Origin of the sequence: Bacillus salacetis (assembly GCF_003581585.1) — a bacterium.
Lineage (GTDB): Bacteria > Bacillota > Bacilli > Bacillales > Bacillaceae_B > Rossellomorea > Rossellomorea salacetis.
Genome location: NZ_QXIR01000031.1, coordinates 1 through 16,403 on the forward strand (window position 1 = coordinate 1; position 16,403 = coordinate 16,403).

The 16,403-nt window shown below is 44.2% G+C and carries 10 protein-coding genes, 16 tRNA genes, 1 rRNA gene and 2 pseudogenes; 28 read left to right on the forward strand and 1 reads right to left on the reverse strand.

All coding sequences use genetic code 11. From position 1 onward, the window contains the following. The first annotated feature begins 85 nt into the window (after nucleotides 1–85). The 27 genes and pseudogenes from rrf to D3H55_RS18465 all read left to right on the forward strand — a co-directional run. Nucleotides 86–202: ribosomal RNA gene (rrf, locus tag D3H55_RS18335) — 5S ribosomal RNA — on the forward strand. Between the two features lie 8 nt (nucleotides 203–210). Further along, nucleotides 211–285, forward strand: a tRNA-Asn gene (locus tag D3H55_RS18340). 6 nt (nucleotides 286–291) lie between these two features. Then, nucleotides 292–383: transfer RNA gene (locus tag D3H55_RS18345), tRNA-Ser, on the forward strand. A 10-nt stretch (nucleotides 384–393) separates the two neighbouring features. Then, a tRNA-Glu gene (locus D3H55_RS18350) sits at nucleotides 394–468 on the forward strand. A gap of 91 nt (nucleotides 469–559) precedes the next feature. Then, nucleotides 560–635 (forward strand) — tRNA-Val (locus D3H55_RS18355). Between the two features lie 8 nt (nucleotides 636–643). After that, a tRNA-Met gene (locus D3H55_RS18360) sits at nucleotides 644–717 on the forward strand. Between the two features lie 6 nt (nucleotides 718–723). Continuing rightward, nucleotides 724–800 (forward strand) — tRNA-Asp (locus D3H55_RS18365). Between the two features lie 231 nt (nucleotides 801–1,031). Next, nucleotides 1,032–1,107, forward strand: a tRNA-Phe gene (locus tag D3H55_RS18370). A gap of 13 nt (nucleotides 1,108–1,120) precedes the next feature. Continuing rightward, nucleotides 1,121–1,196, forward strand: a tRNA-Thr gene (locus D3H55_RS18375). A gap of 12 nt (nucleotides 1,197–1,208) precedes the next feature. Beyond that, nucleotides 1,209–1,292: transfer RNA gene (locus D3H55_RS18380), tRNA-Tyr, on the forward strand. A gap of 11 nt (nucleotides 1,293–1,303) precedes the next feature. Next, a tRNA-Trp gene (locus D3H55_RS18385) sits at nucleotides 1,304–1,377 on the forward strand. Between the two features lie 12 nt (nucleotides 1,378–1,389). Continuing rightward, a tRNA-His gene (locus D3H55_RS18390) sits at nucleotides 1,390–1,465 on the forward strand. A 43-nt stretch (nucleotides 1,466–1,508) separates the two neighbouring features. Further along, nucleotides 1,509–1,583: transfer RNA gene (locus tag D3H55_RS18395), tRNA-Gln, on the forward strand. Nucleotides 1,584–1,588: 5 nt separating this feature from the next. After that, nucleotides 1,589–1,663 (forward strand) — tRNA-Gly (locus D3H55_RS18400). A gap of 5 nt (nucleotides 1,664–1,668) precedes the next feature. Continuing rightward, a tRNA-Cys gene (locus D3H55_RS18405) sits at nucleotides 1,669–1,742 on the forward strand. A gap of 10 nt (nucleotides 1,743–1,752) precedes the next feature. Further along, nucleotides 1,753–1,837 (forward strand) — tRNA-Leu (locus D3H55_RS18410). 10 nt (nucleotides 1,838–1,847) lie between these two features. Next, nucleotides 1,848–1,921, forward strand: a tRNA-Gly gene (locus tag D3H55_RS18415). 300 nt (nucleotides 1,922–2,221) lie between these two features. Next, nucleotides 2,222–3,163, forward strand: a complete 942-nt coding sequence (locus D3H55_RS18420) for a carbohydrate ABC transporter permease (RefSeq protein WP_119548767.1) — start codon at nucleotides 2,222–2,224, stop codon at nucleotides 3,161–3,163. Further along, nucleotides 3,163–3,990 (forward strand): carbohydrate ABC transporter permease, encoded by an 828-nt coding sequence (locus D3H55_RS18425; protein ID WP_119548768.1) that lies wholly within the window; start codon nucleotides 3,163–3,165, stop codon nucleotides 3,988–3,990. Before D3H55_RS18420 ends, D3H55_RS18425 begins: the two co-directional genes overlap by 1 nt. 71 nt (nucleotides 3,991–4,061) lie before the next feature. After that, nucleotides 4,062–5,344 (forward strand): annotated as a pseudogene (locus tag D3H55_RS18430) (ABC transporter substrate-binding protein). A gap of 131 nt (nucleotides 5,345–5,475) precedes the next feature. Beyond that, nucleotides 5,476–7,287 (forward strand): cache domain-containing sensor histidine kinase, encoded by a 1,812-nt coding sequence (locus D3H55_RS18435; RefSeq protein WP_119548769.1) that lies wholly within the window; start codon nucleotides 5,476–5,478, stop codon nucleotides 7,285–7,287. Continuing rightward, a complete protein-coding gene (locus D3H55_RS18440) occupies nucleotides 7,262–8,845 on the forward strand; it encodes a response regulator transcription factor (protein ID WP_119548770.1) in 1,584 nt (527 codons plus the stop codon). Before D3H55_RS18435 ends, D3H55_RS18440 begins: the two co-directional genes overlap by 26 nt. A 17-nt stretch (nucleotides 8,846–8,862) precedes the next feature. Continuing rightward, on the forward strand, nucleotides 8,863–9,597 hold the full coding sequence (locus D3H55_RS18445; RefSeq protein WP_119548771.1) for a ThuA domain-containing protein: 735 nt from the start codon (nucleotides 8,863–8,865) through the stop codon (nucleotides 9,595–9,597). After that, a complete protein-coding gene (locus D3H55_RS18450) occupies nucleotides 9,594–10,622 on the forward strand; it encodes a Gfo/Idh/MocA family protein (RefSeq protein ID WP_119548772.1) in 1,029 nt (342 codons plus the stop codon). The genes D3H55_RS18445 and D3H55_RS18450 overlap by 4 nt, the downstream gene beginning before the upstream one ends. A 12-nt stretch (nucleotides 10,623–10,634) precedes the next feature. Beyond that, complete coding sequence (locus D3H55_RS18455; RefSeq protein WP_119548773.1) at nucleotides 10,635–11,690, forward strand: Gfo/Idh/MocA family protein; 1,056 nt, start codon at nucleotides 10,635–10,637, stop codon at nucleotides 11,688–11,690. Beyond that, on the forward strand, nucleotides 11,691–12,659 hold the full coding sequence (locus D3H55_RS18460) for a sugar phosphate isomerase/epimerase family protein (protein ID WP_119548774.1): 969 nt from the start codon (nucleotides 11,691–11,693) through the stop codon (nucleotides 12,657–12,659). A gap of 356 nt (nucleotides 12,660–13,015) precedes the next feature. Further along, a pseudogene (locus D3H55_RS18465) lies at nucleotides 13,016–13,348 on the forward strand (redoxin domain-containing protein); the annotation flags it as partial. Between the two features lie 674 nt (nucleotides 13,349–14,022). Here the strand turns inward: D3H55_RS18465 and D3H55_RS18470 are convergent. Then, the gene (locus D3H55_RS18470) at nucleotides 14,023–14,691 is read right to left on the reverse strand and encodes a B3/B4 domain-containing protein (RefSeq protein ID WP_119548776.1); all 669 of its coding nucleotides are present in this window, start codon (nucleotides 14,689–14,691) and stop codon (nucleotides 14,023–14,025) included. Between the two features lie 493 nt (nucleotides 14,692–15,184). Between D3H55_RS18470 and queG the strand changes: the two genes are divergently transcribed. Beyond that, complete coding sequence (gene queG, locus D3H55_RS18475; protein ID WP_119548777.1) at nucleotides 15,185–16,333, forward strand: tRNA epoxyqueuosine(34) reductase QueG; 1,149 nt, start codon at nucleotides 15,185–15,187, stop codon at nucleotides 16,331–16,333. Nucleotides 16,334–16,403 lie beyond the last annotated feature (70 nt).

Here is a 16,403-nt window from a genome sequence, read left to right on the forward strand (position 1 = left end):
TAATTTTTTTGAAAAACCTTTTAAAAAAGGCTTGAAAAAATTATATAACTCGATATAATAGAACTTGTCCTTAAAAAAGACATTGTCTGGTGACTAAGGCGAAGAGGTCACACCCGTTCCCATGCCGAACACGGAAGTTAAGCTCTTCAGCGCCGATGGTAGTTGGGGGATCTCCCCCTGTGAGAGTAGGACGTCGCCAGGCTTTATTATTCCGCAGTAGCTCAGTGGTAGAGCTATCGGCTGTTAACCGATCGGTCGCAGGTTCGAGTCCTGCCTGCGGAGCCAAAAAATGGAGAGCTGTCCGAGTGGCCGAAGGAGCACGATTGGAAATCGTGTAGGCGGGTAACCCTGTCTCAAGGGTTCAAATCCCTTGCTCTCCGCCATTATACATACGGCCCGTTGGTCAAGCGGTTAAGACACCGCCCTTTCACGGCGGTAACACGGGTTCGAATCCCGTACGGGTCACCAGGTTTTTTACCAAGCGTAATGAAGTGAAAAACCTCCTTTGAAAAAGCATCAGCGCAATATAGAAGCGGAAAAATTTTAAAACCATTATTATGGAGGATTAGCTCAGCTGGGAGAGCATCTGCCTTACAAGCAGAGGGTCGGCGGTTCGATCCCGTCATCCTCCACCATAAATCGTCGCGGGGTGGAGCAGTTCGGTAGCTCGTCGGGCTCATAACCCGAAGGTCGCAGGTTCAAATCCTGCCCCCGCAATACCATGGTCCGGTAGTTCAGTTGGTTAGAATGCCTGCCTGTCACGCAGGAGGTCGCGGGTTCGAGTCCCGTCCGGACCGCCATTTTTATAAAATATATAGCTCAATACTAAGAGGGTTTCGCTGATGGAACTGACGAAGAGATTCGCAGCTTAGCGATATTCAATGGATATTCATCCAAAATAAGAGGGTTTCGATAAGCAAGAAGGTCGAGGAAGCAACCGAATGAACACCGGAGCGCACTGTGGTGCGTGAGGATGTGAATGAGGGCGCTGACGAAGAGATTCGCAGCTTAGCGGAAGCCGAAACAAATATGGCTCAGTAGCTCAGTTGGTAGAGCAATGGACTGAAAATCCATGTGTCGGCGGTTCGATTCCGTCCTGAGCCACCATTTTTCAAGAAGTGCCGGTGTAGCTCAACTGGTAGAGCAACTGACTTGTAATCAGTAGGTTGGGGGTTCAAGTCCTCTTGCCGGCACCATCGGAAATATGTGGAGGGGTAGCGAAGTGGCTAAACGCGGCGGACTGTAAATCCGCTCCTTCGGGTTCGGCAGTTCGAATCTGCCCCCCTCCACCATCTTTTCAAATAGGGGTATAGTTTAAAGGTAGAACAGAGGTCTCCAAAACCTCCGGTGTGGGTTCGATTCCTACTACCCCTGCCAATTTAACTTGTGGCGATTGTGGCGAAGTGGTTAACGCATCGGATTGTGGTTCCGACATTCGTGGGTTCGATTCCCATCAGTCGCCCCATAAGTTTTCACCAATTACTTCTTAGCTGCATACAATATATCAATGGGCTATAGCCAAGCGGTAAGGCATCGCACTTTGACTGCGACATGCGTTGGTTCGAATCCAGCTAGCCCAGCCAATCTTGCGGAAGTAGTTCAGTGGTAGAACACCACCTTGCCAAGGTGGGGGTCGCGGGTTCGAATCCCGTCTTCCGCTCCATAGTTGGCGGCATAGCCAAGTGGTAAGGCAGAGGTCTGCAAAACCTCTATCACCGGTTCAAATCCGGTTGCCGCCTCCAAACAACACTTGCCGGTGTGGCGGAATTGGCAGACGCGCACGACTCAAAATCGTGTTCCTTCTGGAGTGCCGGTTCGACCCCGGCCACCGGTACCATATGTATATTGCGGGTGTAGTTTAGTGGTAAAACCTCAGCCTTCCAAGCTGATGATGAGGGTTCGATTCCCTTCACCCGCTCCATACATACAAACTCAAACCTTTCTCTTTTAGAGAGAGGTTTTTTTGTGTTCTGCTTGAAAATGTCTTTCAAGCAAGCATCCCTTAAATCCCTCAAAAGCAAATCAAGCATTAGACCTGCACCAATCTCCACGGATCTCTAATCAGCATCGACAACCTCCGACGAATATCGGGTAGTGACTGTCGCTTTGAAAAATCAAACAAATCAAAATTTTCCCCCTTCTTTGTCAATACAGTGTACCTCTTTAGGAAAGCGCTTCCATTATACTTTAATAAAGTACTATATTACAGGCGGTGATATTGGTGGAAACAAAAATCAAAACAGGGCCTGTGAGGCCGGAGATGCAGCTTAAGGCGGCAGCGAGAAAAAGAAGAAGGTATAAGAGCGTCTTTACCTACGCAGCCTTTGTAGGTCCAGCAATGTTGTTTTTCCTTGTGATTCAAATTGTTCCTTTTTTAATGGGGCTTTATTATTCGTTTACATCTTGGAATGGAGTCAGTTCTGCTGTTCAGTGGGTAGGGTTTGAAAACTATACGAAGATCTTTACGAATGACACTGCATTCTATGAATCATTCAAATTCACCACAAAGTTTATGCTGGCGGCTGTTGTGATCAGTAATCTGCTCGGCTTCTGCTTTGCTCTTCTTCTGAACGCAGCCTTGAAAACAAGAAATATATTACGGACAGTATTTTTCATACCGAATGTGATTGGTGGTCTGCTTCTGGGTTTTATCTGGCAGTTCATCTTCGTCAAAGGGTTTGCTTCGGTTGGAAATCTGACTGGAATCGAATTTTTTAAGATGCCATGGCTCGGGGATGAAACGACCGCCTTTTGGGGAATTGTCATTGTCTTTGCCTGGCAGATCAGCGGCTACATGATGGTTATATATGTAGCCGCTCTTCAAGGGGTTGATACATCGTTGCTTGAAGCAGCCAAAATCGATGGAGCTTCAGGCTGGGCTATGCTGACAAAAATCATTATACCCCTGATACTTCCTGCATTTACTATATGTTTTTTTCTGACGATATCAATGGCGTTCAAGATCTTTGATTTAAATATCTCCCTGACTGGTGGAGGGCCATTCAATTCGACTCAGTCAGTGGCCATCAATATTTATCAGGAAGCTTTTCAAAATAACCGTTACGGATTGGGAACTGCAAAGTCCATCCTGTTCTTTTTGGTAGTGGCTATCTTTACGACAGCTCAAGTGATGATTACGAAGAAGAAGGAGGTTGAGGCATAATGGGCGGCCGGTATACAAAAAAGACGTTTATTCTTGAAGTCATCGGGATTTCAGTCGGCTTGATCTTCCTTATCCCTTTCTACTTTGTATTGATCAACTCTGTTAAGCCGTTTGCTGCCATATTGATTGATGCTGCAGCCTGGCCGGAAGAGTTTCTTTTCTCCAACTACTCAAAGGTATGGGAGATCATTAATTTTCCGAGGGCTTTTTGGAATTCATTGATCATAACCGTTTTCAGCAATATCGGTTTGGTAATCATCAGCTCAATGGCGGCCTGGAAGATGGTGCGGACGCCAGGTAAGTTCAGCAAGATTTTGTTTATCCTGTTCGTATCAGCGATGGTGATTCCATTCCAGACAGTGATGATCCCGCTGATGAAGCTGGGAGGGTCATTACATCTTACAAATAGCATCCCGGGCCTGATCATCATGTATTTTGGCTTTGGTGTTCCATTGTCCTTATTCCTCTACCATGGTTTTGTAAAGACGGTGCCGGTGGAAATTGAAGAATCTGCAATGATAGATGGGTGCAGCCAGTTCGGTGTATTCTGGCGGATTGTTTTTCCTCTCCTTAAACCAATCACTGTCACTGTCATCATCCTAAACACTTTGTGGATCTGGAATGACTATCTTCTTCCTTTGCTTGTATTGCAGGATGCCGAACTGAGGACGATTCCTTTGGCAGCAAGTTCTTTCTTTGCTCAATATACCAAGCAATGGGACATGGGGCTTGCGGCATTGGTACTTGGGATTACCCCGATCATCATCTTCTTCCTGTTTTTACAGAAACATATCATTAAGGGAATTGCTGCAGGATCAATTAAGTAGATATAAAGTTCCTGGTAAACGCCGGGAATTTATATAAAATAATATTAAGTACCAGGGAGGTCTAACGATTTATGAAACGATTTCTGCTTTTATGTATGTCTCTAATTTTAGTATTCGGTATTGCGGCCGGATGCTCTTCATCTGAAAACAGTTCCGGTAATTCAGATGGCAATTCGGAGTCAGGGGATGATGTAGTTACCCTTAATTTCTTCCAATTTAAAGTGGAAATTGCCGACCAGCTTGCTGAGATGATTAAAGAATTCGAAGCTGAGCATCCGAACATCAAGGTCAAGCTTGAAACGGTGGGAGGCGGCGCGGATTACGGTGCAGCACTGAAGGCAAAGTTTGCTTCTGGGGAAGAGCCCGATATCTTCAATAATGGTGGATTTAAAGAATTGGAGCTATGGAAAGAAAAATTGGCAGATCTATCAGAGGAGCCTTGGGTTGACCATGTCCTCCCTATCGGTAAAGTTCCTATGACGGATGAAGACGGCAAACTTTACGGGATGCCTGTAAACCTGGAGGATACGGCTTTGTCTATAATAAGGATCTATTTGAAAAGGCAGGAATCACAGAGCCTCCAGCTACCATCGATGAATTAAAAGCAGCTTCTGAAAAGTTGAAAGCAGCGGATATCACTCCATTCTCTGCAGGCTATGGGGAGTGGTGGGTTATTGGACAGCACCTTCTGAACATCCCATTTGCTCAGCAAGAGGATCCAGTTGCATTCATTGAAGGCCTTTATGACGGCTCTGAAAAAATCACCGGAAATGAGAAATTCAAAGAGTTTAAAGAGGTTCTTGATACTGAACTGAAATATGCAAACGATAATCCGCTGACAACAGACTACAATACACAAGTTACGCTGTTTGCTTCAGGGGAAACTGCCATGCTTCAGCAGGGGAACTGGACGGAGAATATGATTACGGAGATTGATCCTGAAATCAATATGGGCTTTCTGCCAATTCCGCTCAGCAATGATGAAAGCAGTGCAGATCGACTGCCTGTAGGAGTGCCGAATAACTGGGTATTGAATAAAAACTCCGAACATCTTGAAGAAGCCAAAACATTCCTGGAATGGATGGTCACTTCAGAAACAGGTAAACGCTATATCACTGAAGAATTTGCCTTCATTCCGGCTTTTGATAATATTGAGCCGGCAGGACTAGGTGATCTCGGACAATCAATCCTTGAGTATTCCAAGGAAGAAAAAACGATTCCTTGGACCTGGTTCAGGTGGCCGGATGGTGCCAATAAAGAATTTGCAGCAGCCATCCAGGAATATGCTGCGGGAAAAATCGATTATGATACCCTGCTTGAGCGTTTCCAGACAACCTGGGATAATTTGAAATAAGAAATAGAGAGCATGTCTTCCATAGGCATGCTTTCTGTTTATATTTTAAAGCAGCCATCAAAAAAAACGCTTCCAATGCTGCTGTGATACATTCTATACTAGTATATATAAGGTCTTGGAGGATCACCTTTATGTTGAAGAATAGTATCCGGAACAAGCTTGTCATCCTGCTGATGGTCTCAACCATTATTCCTTTTGGCAGTTCCATCATCATTACATATCTATATACGAAGAATTCAATCGAGGAAGAGGTCGTCCAGGAAAGCAGCAACTTGCTTTACCAAGGAAAAATAAATCTGGAAAACTATATCAATGAATTAAATAGTTTAACTCTATCACTCTATAATAATCCTGATTTCATCAATTATCTTAGATTACCTGGGGATGAGAACAATTATCTTACCACCGGGATGGTCAAGAACGTTGTGCAAACGATTCTCTATACGGAAGATACCATCAACAAGGTCAGCATATCTTTCGCGGAAGATGACCGTATGATCACCGCTACGAAGCATACTACAGTTGTGTTTACTACAAGGAATAAAGAAGCAATGCACGATGTATTCATGAAGGCAAAGCGAAGTCCTTATAACATGTATATTGAGCCGTCTTATACGCAGCAGGAAGAAGGGAAGAAACAATCGAGGAATATCGTCACTATTCATCGTGCTTTTACAAATGTTCCTGATGATGAAGTTCTATCTTATATTTCCATGGAGATTCTTCCAGACAAAATTCTGGATTTAAGCAGGAACTTATACAACAGTGATACCGAAGAATTTTATCTCCTGACTTCTGAAGGGGAGATGATCTACAGTTCCAGTAAGGATATAGCCCGTAATCAAGACAGCCAGGAATGGATAACGAAAATTGCAGATGCAAAGGAAGGGTCAGGCACTCTTGATTGGAAAGAAGATTCCTTTAATGGCGTGATGATGTATGACCGCCTCTCGCCGTCTGCCGGCGGCTGGATTTTAGTGAAAAGGGTTTCTTATGCAAATCTTTATGAGAGTGCTTTCAGTGTAGCCAAAATCAATATTCTGTTTGGCATCATCGGGCTTTCACTTGTCATTCTGTCGATTCTGTTCGTATCCTTTAAGATTACATCTCCAATCCGGGTTCTGTTCCGAAATATCCAGAAGGTGGAAAAAGGGGATATGGAAATTGAAAGCCAATCATTTGGAACGGATGAAATAGGACTGCTCGGTTCCCGTTTTCAGCAGATGATCGCGAGAATCAATCACCTCATCAACAGGGAATACAAATTAGAATTGGAGAATAAGACAAATCAGTTAAAGGTCCTTCAATCGCAAATCAATCCGCATTTTTTATATAACGCGCTGCAATCGATCGGTACGGTCGCTTTGAAAAATAAAGTGCCGCAGATTTATACCTTGATTACGCACCTTTCCAAAATCATGCGATATGGGATGGATATGGAAGAAGATATCGTTCCGCTCAGTAAGGAAATCAGTTATACCACTGCTTACCTTCTTTTACAAAAAGAACGGTTTGGTGATCATCTTGAATATTCAGTGGAAGTTGAGGAAGAAATCAGGGAAACGGAAATACCCAAGATGCTCCTGCAGCCAGTCATTGAAAATTATTTCAAGCATGGGTTCGACATCCGGGAAGGGATAGGGCGGATTGCGTTAAAGTGCCATCAGAAAGGGAATGAACTTGTCATTACGATTGAAGATAATGGCGCGGGGGTGACAGAGGAAAGGCTTCGAGAGGTGCATGCCTACTTTAAAACAGATACCAAGAATAAGACTGGTGAGAATACCAGTATCGGATTGAAGAACGTATACACTAGATTGATGCTTTACTACAATCAACAGGCCAGCCTTGATTTCCAAAACATAAAAGGCGGAGGCTTCAGAGTCACCATGAGGCTGCCTGCTAGGATGGAAGGTGATGATCATGAAGGCAATCATCATTGATGATGAAAGGCATGTGAGAGAAGGACTTAAGTTACTCGGGGATTGGGAAGTGCATGGAATTGACACCATTTTGGAAGCTGAAGATGGAGAGGAAGCCATTGAACTGATCAAGGAGCACCGTCCGGAAATTATTTTCACTGATATGAGAATGCCGCGAAGAGATGGCATCAGTCTGTTAAAGTGGCTGCACTCATGTGAACTTCGCAGTAAGACCATTGTAGTGAGCGGACATGATGATTATGAATATATGAGAAACGCCCTTTACTATAAGAGTTTTGATTACATCCTTAAGCCGATTGAACCTGAAGTTCTTAATGACGTTTTGAGAAAAGCGGTAGAGGAGTGGAATGAACAGGCCTTGTCCAGAAAGAATCAAGTGAAAGAAAGCCAGGTTCTGAACGAGGTCAAGCCCCTTTATTGGGACCGGGTATTTTCCCGTCTATGCCAGTCTGGTGAACTGCCGGCGGCTGCTGAAAACCGGATCAAGAGTGAATATGGCCAATGCCTTCAGGATATCGGGAAGAAAATCGCTTTAATACCGATCAGGCCGCTGGCAATGAAGGCATTTCAATGTGAAGAAGAATTGGCCTTTTTCACACTGAGCAACATTGCTAATGAATTGTTAAGTAAGAACAATGAAGGTGTCTGCTTCCGGAACATCACTAATGAAGAGGAACTGGTGGTCTTAATATGGAATGAACAGAATGCGCCGCTGCTCCTCAGTGATATATGTATGGCTATCTATCAATATTGCAAAATCCAGCCTATTGTCGCACTCGGCTCCAGTTCAGTCAGCATGAAAGAGGCATATAGTTCTTCTCACCACATTTTAAGGAAGCATGATCTTTTATCTTCTAAAAAAGTCGTCACGTCCAAGGAAGTTACAAGCAGGTCATTGCTCCATCTCCTCGACTATTCCAATGAATTGAAATGGGGGCTTCAATCAGGAAGTGTAGAGGAAGTCCAATCCCAAGTCAGGCGGCTGCTTGAACTGCTGGAAGAAAAATATGTATTTTCCCTTGAGCAAATCGACAGCTGGGATACTCAATTTCTGTTACTGAAGAATAACTGGATAAAAGAATATGAGATAAACGAAAACACTCCAATTATTAAGAAAATGGATTATTGGAAGGAAGATGGCTCATTTTCTCTTGAGAAATTCAAGAAAGAAAAAGCGGAAGATTTCAGGGAATTGGTCATGCTCCTTTCCTGCGCAAAGTACCTGAAGGAGAAAAACAGTATACAGAAGATCGAAGAGTATCTGAGAAACCATTATCAGGAAGATATCACTCTTCAGCAGATTTCTGAGAGATTCTATCTCAGCAGGGAATATATCTCAAGAAAATTCAAGCAGGATTATGACGCAACAATAACTGATTATTTGACCGGGATCCGAATGGAGAAAGCAAAAAAACTTCTCGAGAATTCCTATTTAAAAATCTATGAAATTGCCTATGAAGTAGGATACCAAAATGAAAAGTATTTCAGTAAAGTGTTTAAAAAGCATGAAGGCATCACACCTAATGATTACAGGCAATCCATTTCGGCGAAATCCTGAACTATGGAGGTATGAAAATGTTAAACGTTACTATATGGAATGAAAACCGGCATGAACAAAAGAATGAAAAAGTCCGGGAAGTCTATCCTGAAGGGATTCATGGTGCCATCGCTTCATTTTTGGGACAGGAAGATTTCAAGGTGAAGACGGCCACGCTCGATGAAGAGCAGCATGGTCTTACAGATGAGGTGCTCAAAAAGACAGATGTCCTATTATGGTGGGGGCACATCGCACACGAGGAGGTATCTGATGAAGTCGTTGACAGAGTCAAGCAGCGTGTACTGGACGGTATGGGGCTGATTGTCCTGCATTCCGGCCACTTTTCGAAGATATTCAAAACGTTGATGGGAACCTCCTGTGACCTTAAATGGAGAGAAGCTGATGAGAAGGAGAGGATATGGATCATCAATCCTGGCCATCCGATTACTAATGGTCTGGGGGAGTACATCGAGCTTGAAAGAGAAGAAATGTATGGTGAGCATTTTGATATCCCCGCCCCTGATGAATTGGTGATGGTAAGCTGGTTTGAAGGCGGAGAGGTCTTCAGGAGCGGCTGCACTTATAAACGAGGAAATGGAAAAGTATTTTACTTCCGCCCCGGGCATGAAACGTATCCAACCTACTATAACAAGGATGTGCAAAAAGTAATCATTAACGCAATCAAGTGGGCTTCACCTGTTAATTACGAAAGGCCTGTATATGGAAATGCCAAACCGCTGGAAACAATAAAAGAAACGGAGGAAATATCATGAAAAAAATAAAAATCGGTGTAATTGGCTGCGGCAGCATCGCACGGCACCGCCATCTCCCTGAATATGAAGCTAATGAGTATGTTGAAATTGCAGCTGTCTGTGACATTGTGGAGAAACGTGCTTCAGAGCTGGCTGGCCAGTTTCAGGCCAAAGCATATACAACTTATCAAGACCTGCTGGCAGATGCCGAAATTGATGCAGTAAGTGTCTGTACGCCTAATTATCTGCACGCACCTATAACTGTGACCGCATTAAAAGCAGGAAAAAATGTTCTATGTGAAAAGCCGATGGCTACATCAGCAGAAGAAGCATTGGAAATGATACAAGCTGCAGAAACAAGTGGTAAAAAATTGATGATTGCCCATAATCAACGCTTTGTTCCATCCCATCAGAAAGCAAAAGAAATTATTGAAAGCGGCGGAATCGGAAAGATTTACAGCTTCCGTTCTGCCTTTGGGCATGGAGGACCTGAAGGGTGGAGCGCAGATGGAAAAGACAGCTGGTTCTTCAGAAAGGATGAAGCCTTCATCGGGGCTATGGGTGATCTGGGTGTCCACAAAACAGACCTTCTGCGCTATATACTCGGAGAAGAATTCATAGAGGTCGGATCCTTCATAGAAACCACTGCCAAAAAGAACGCTGATGTAGATGACACGGCTGTTTGTGTCCTGAAAACAGAAAGCGGCATTATAGGGACTCTCGCGGCAAGCTGGTCATATGTATCTAATGAAGACAACTCAACTATTATCTACGGTGAGAAGGGAATCCTTCGCTTGGAAGATGATCCGGTTCATTCCCTGATCATCCAATATGCAACAGGGGAAATAGTCAAGTATGAGCTTGGCGGGATTCAAACCAATGAAGACGGAGGCCAGTCCACATCGCATGTCATCGATCAGTTCGTCACTGCAATTGTTGAGGACACAGAACCTGCTGTTACAGGACTTGAAGGGATGAAGTCGCTTCAAGTAGTACTGGCTGCGCTTGAATCAAATGAAACCAAACGAATTGTTAGAATAGGCTGAGGTGTATACAACATGGCAAAACTACGGATGGGAATCATAGGTGCCGGCGGCATTGCTCAATCCAGGCATATCCCAGCTTATATTCACTTGAGAGATAGTGTTTCTATAGAAGCAGTCAGTGATACTAACATGGAAAAAGCAAAAGAAGCGGCTGCAGCTTTTGATATACCAAAAGTGTTTCCGGATTACCATGACATGTTCACGCATGTAGATGCAGTGACCATATGCACACCGAACAAATTTCATGCCGGGATTTCAATTGCTGCCTTGAAAGCAGGGGTGCATGTTCTTTGTGAAAAACCAATGGCCTTGACTCCTGAAGAATGCCGGAGCATGATTAATGCGGCAGAAGAGTCAGGAAAGATATTAAGCATTGCTTATCACTATCGCTTTATGAAAGAAAGTCGGGCCGCAAAAAAACTGATTGACCAGAATGAGATAGGCGAGCCGATTGTTGCAAGGGCAAGGGCGGTCCGCAGACGGAAGGTCCCGGGCTGGGGAGTTTTCACCAATAAAGAACTTCAAGGAGGGGGAAGCCTGATTGACTACGGCTGTCACTTTCTTGATTTATCCCTCTGGCTGCTGGGAAACCCGTCTCCCGTTGAAATCACTGGCACTGCCTATAATAAACTCAGCAGAATTGCAGATGAAGTTAATATGTGGGGAGATTTCGATCGTGAAGCCTTTGAAGTGGATGATCACGTAACCGCCTACATCAAGTTTGACAACGGAGCATCCCTGCTCTTTGAAACGTCCTGGAGTGCAAATGTTCAGGGTGATGAAGAAATAATGAGCATCTCCGGTCTGACAGGGGGGCTTGATTTGTTCCCTCTTCACCTTAATCAGCGGAAACACGGCATGCTGCTGAACAGTAATATCGATTGGACAGAAGGGGAAGATGATCCTGGTCTGCCGCAAGCGGAGAATTTCATCAAAAGCTGTTTAGGGGTCGAGGAGCTTGTGGTCAAAGCTGAGGAGGCCATGAAAGTTTCACAAATCATTGATGCCATTTACGAGAGCAGTGAAAAGGGTCATAGTATCCGGCTGCCTATAGGAGGAAGAGAATAAATGAAACTAGGTGTATTTACGGTTCTATTTTCCCAGAAGAACTTTGAAGAAATGCTCGATTATGTAAAAGAAGCAGGACTTAATGCTGTTGAAATCGGTACAGGGGGATATCCAGGCAGCGCACACTGTGACCTGGATTCCCTGCTTGAAAGTGAGCAATTACGTAGAGAATATCTGGAGAAAGTTACATCAAGAGGGCTTGTCATTAGTGCATTCAGCTGCCACGGAAATCCAATTTCCCCTGATAAAGCCTTTGCTGAAGAATCTCACCTTGCATTGGAACAAACAATAAAACTTGCAGGGCTCATGAATATTCCGGTCGTTAATTGTTTCTCCGGAACGGCTGGTGATCACGAAGGAGCAAAATACCCGAATTGGCCGGTGTCACCGTGGCCCAATGAATTCGGGGATATTCTGAAATGGCAATGGGAAGAGAAACTCATCCCCTATTGGAAAGTGATGGGCAAGCTTGCCCAAGAGAATAACGTGAAGATCGGGCTGGAACTGCATGGCGGTTTCCTTGTCCACACACCATACACAATGTTGAAGCTGCGGGAAGAAACCTGCGAAGCGATTGGTGCCAATCTTGATCCTAGTCATCTTTGGTGGCAGGGAATCGATCCGGTTGCCGCCATCAAGATCTTGGGTAAGGCAGGAGCGATCCATCACTTTCACGCCAAGGATACCTACATTGACCAAGACAATGTAAACATGTATGGCCTGACTGATATGCAGCCTTATGGAAACGTCCAAACGAGAGCCTGGTCTTTCCGCTCGGTCGGCTGCGGCCACAGTATGCAGGAGTGGTCCGATATGATGAGTGCGCTGCGGACCTTCGGGTATGACTATGTTGTCAGCATTGAACACGAAGATCCAATCATGTCTATAGAAGAGGGCTTTTCCAGAGCTGTGAAGAACCTGAAAGCGATTTTGATCGAAGAGCAGCCTGCGGATATGTGGTGGGTATAGAAATATGTATCCAGGGTGCCAAGTCATAAAGATTTGGCACCTGCTTGTCAAGGACAGGGGAAGGGCCAAAATGGTGATGTATAAAAAAAGGTCGATTGATTGCAATACTGAGGGGAACAATGTTATAAATTAGTAAATAAATCTAATAGCTGGATTAGAGAAAGGATTAAATGATGAAAAGTAAGTTTCTCATACTTATACTCATAGCTGCGGTAATGCTTTCAGGTTGTGGTGCCGCTAAGATGAGTGAACAGATAACTCTTTTGAACCAGGATAAGGATGAAGTATCCTTCCCTCAGGAGAAACCCGTCCTCTTCTTTTTTATTACCACATACACCTGAGGCCTTTGTCAACAGCAGCTGGTTCAGCTGCATGAAAACTTGGAAGTTCTTAAAGACTTGGATGTTAATGCGTACATAATAAGTGGTGATACCCCTGAAGAGCAGTCAGAATTGTACAAAGCACTGAAGGAAGAATACGGAAAAAGCCTCCCCTTCATATCTGACCCTGAATTGGAACTGATTGATAAGTTTGGGATGAAGAATGAAGATGTCGCGTATAGAGGTTATGGTATGCTGGATTCGGATGGCGAGGTAGTATTTACAAAGAAAAATGATCACTGGGGAGAACAGCTTGCCGAAACAATGAAAGAAATTAACGATGAATATAATAAGCTTTCAAATGAATAAATAGATATGGCTATGACCGTAGAGAGATTCTGCGGTTTTTTTATTTGGCTCTTTTCGTAAACTTTGCTGCTATTCAATAAAAAATTTAAATAATATCCTGGTATATCGTCGTAAAGACCCCGGTGAGAAGTTTTCGGGAGTATAACATAACCTTTGAATACAGGGGAAAATCCGGCACCTGGGATTTTTCCGAAAGCAACAATATATGCGAAAACAGCCTTTTATTTTTAGGTTCATTTTTTGGTCATTAATTCCAGTCCAATCTATGCGGAATTATTTGGATACGTGTAGTTTACAATGGACTCTTATTTTCTCGGTATATGTTGACTGGAGCGGAAGGTGTTTGACCTCCTGAGGATCTAGCGGGACTCGTCTAGCTGCAGCGGCCGAGGGTCCGTACCCACCGGAACGGACTTAGCGGCCAGCGGATTTCGATCCCTCTCCTTACAATAAGTCATCATCGACTCTGCTCGTCGCGGTTCATATATCTCATGCGAGAGCCCTTCAATCCGTACGGCGCTGAACGGCCGCTTCCTCTTTTTATTTCACCGTCCGCCAAGCGGAATCGCACACCTGGAGTGGAAGTCAACTTACCCTTTGAAAAAACAACAATACTATTTAACAGAGCCTATTTAAAAAGCAGAAACCCTGCGGTCTCTGCTTTACTGAGTTTATCATTCAATAACTGAAAAGCTGCCTGTCCCTCCATGTATCGAGACAAACATATCCATTAGCGATTTCGTCAACTTTTCACTTTCTTCTAGTGAAAGGGAAGGCTTCAGGAAAATGATTTGCACAGCGTTTTTCGTTCCTTCTGAGACAGGGGCTCTTGAGGAATCGACGAATGGACTGCCGAACGGGCCGGCATCATCACAAGCAATGATCAGGTTTTCAAGGGAATTTTCGCGGCCGTTCAAGCCGGTGTATGTTTCACCTTCTGTTCCGAGTCTAAGTTCAATGCTGTCTCCTTGTAACTTATCAAGATCGTAGATGCCGATAGGTACTTCAAATTGCAGGGAAAAGAAGTTGTTCAGGTCAATGGCGGAATTGATTGTCTGCAGGTAATTCTGTTTTTTGATCCTTCTGTACAAGGCTTCCGCTGAATGCCGGTATCGGTTGGGATCTTTCCCGATCGCTTTGAAGACCTTCCTCCATTGGGAGACCCCATCGATTTCCGTCACAGGCTTTTCCTGCAAATCAAAGAATATCGATTCCTGAAACAGCTGAAGTCTCCCTTTCAGCATTTGAGGGGATGCATCTACTTCGATAGTATTATATTGAATGAAGCCGGCCTTAAAGCCGTGAACTTTGGCTGCAATCGCAGGGTTAATTGTAATTTCCACTAATTTTCCCTCCACATTTATTTTAAAATAGTTTATCATAATACACGGCTATATTTCATTTAAGCGAATTTAATGTTTTTAACTATAGAATTCGGTAAGAACTATTACGAGTTGTCTTATATGCTGAAATAATATAATACTTATCTTAGCTTGTTATAAAAAAACATCAGATTCTAGATTACATTAATATTTGATTGGAGCGGAAGGTGTGAGACCTCCTGCGGGATTAGCGGGACAGGTGAGACCCCGCAGGCGAAGCTGAGGAGGCGAATCTAGTTCCAGCGGCCAGCACCTAGCAGATTTCGGTTTCTCTCCTTGCGATAAGTCAACATCAACTCACGTTGTTCGTTGTGTTTCCTTTATCTCATCCGAGAGACCTCCAATCTGTACAGTGCTGAACGGCCGCTTCCGCTTTTAAATTCACCGCCCGCCCCGCGGAGTCACGCACCTGAAACGGAAATCTAATACGGATATTTGAAAGGAGGAGAGAGCAATGGATTTTGATAAGTTGAAGCAGGATATAATTGAATACAGCAAAGAAATTGGGATAGACAAAATTGGATTCACGACTGCCGGTACTTTTTCTGAAATGAAGAACAGGCTGCTGAGGCAGGAAATGCTAGGATATCAGTCAGGCTTTGAAGAAAAAGATATTGAAAAGCGAGTCGACCCTTCACTGATTTTTGACGGCCCGAAATCAATCATAGCGATTGCTCTCGCTTATCCTTCCAGAATGAAAAATGCTCCACAGAGCAAAAGAGGCGAACGCCGCGGTATCTTCTGCAGAGCCTCATGGGGAACGGACTACCATCATGTTTTAAGAGACCGTTTATCAAAATTGGAGGACTATATCAAATCCAGGGTTCCCCAGGCTCAGTTTAAATCCATGGTGGATACCGGGGAGCTTGTGGACAGGGCGGTTGCAAAGCGGGCAGGTATTGGCTGGAGCGGCAAGAACTGTGCAGTCATTACCCCCGAATTCGGTTCCTATGTATATTTGGGCGAGATGATTACCAATTTGCCTTTCGCCCCGGATGAACCAATGGAGGACCAGTGCGGGACGTGCAACAAGTGTGTAGATGTCTGTCCGACTGGTGCACTCGTCGAAGGCGGGCAGCTCAATGCACAGCGCTGCATTGCTTTCTTGACACAGACCAAAGGGTTTCTGCCTGATGAGTTCAGGAACAAGCTGGGCAACAGGCTGTACGGCTGTGATACCTGTCAAACGGTATGTCCTGAGAACAAAGGAAAGGATTTTCATAATCATTGGGAAATGGAACCTGATCCCGAGATCGCCAAGCCGTTGTTGAAACCGCTTCTGACTATCAGTAATAAAGAGTTCAAAGAAAAGTACGGTCATGTGTCAGGATCGTGGAGAGGCAAGAAGCCGATTCAAAGGAACGCCATCATTGCATTGGCTCATTACAAAGATGAAACAGCGATCCCGGACTTGATTGCTGTGATGCAGAATGATGTCAGGCCTGTCATCAGGGGAACGGCTGCCTGGGCCCTGGGTAAAATCGGTGGTGAAGAAGCTGGGAAAGCTTTGCAAAAGATCCTGGCACAAGAAAAAGATGAAGAAGTCATTACAGAGATTCATAAAGGGCTGGAAATCTTATCTGGAGATTTAAAACAGTTATAGCTTTCATGCTTTAGCTGTTTTTTTATATGGTGCAATGCAAATTCCAAGTCGTTTCTTTTGAATCCCAAAG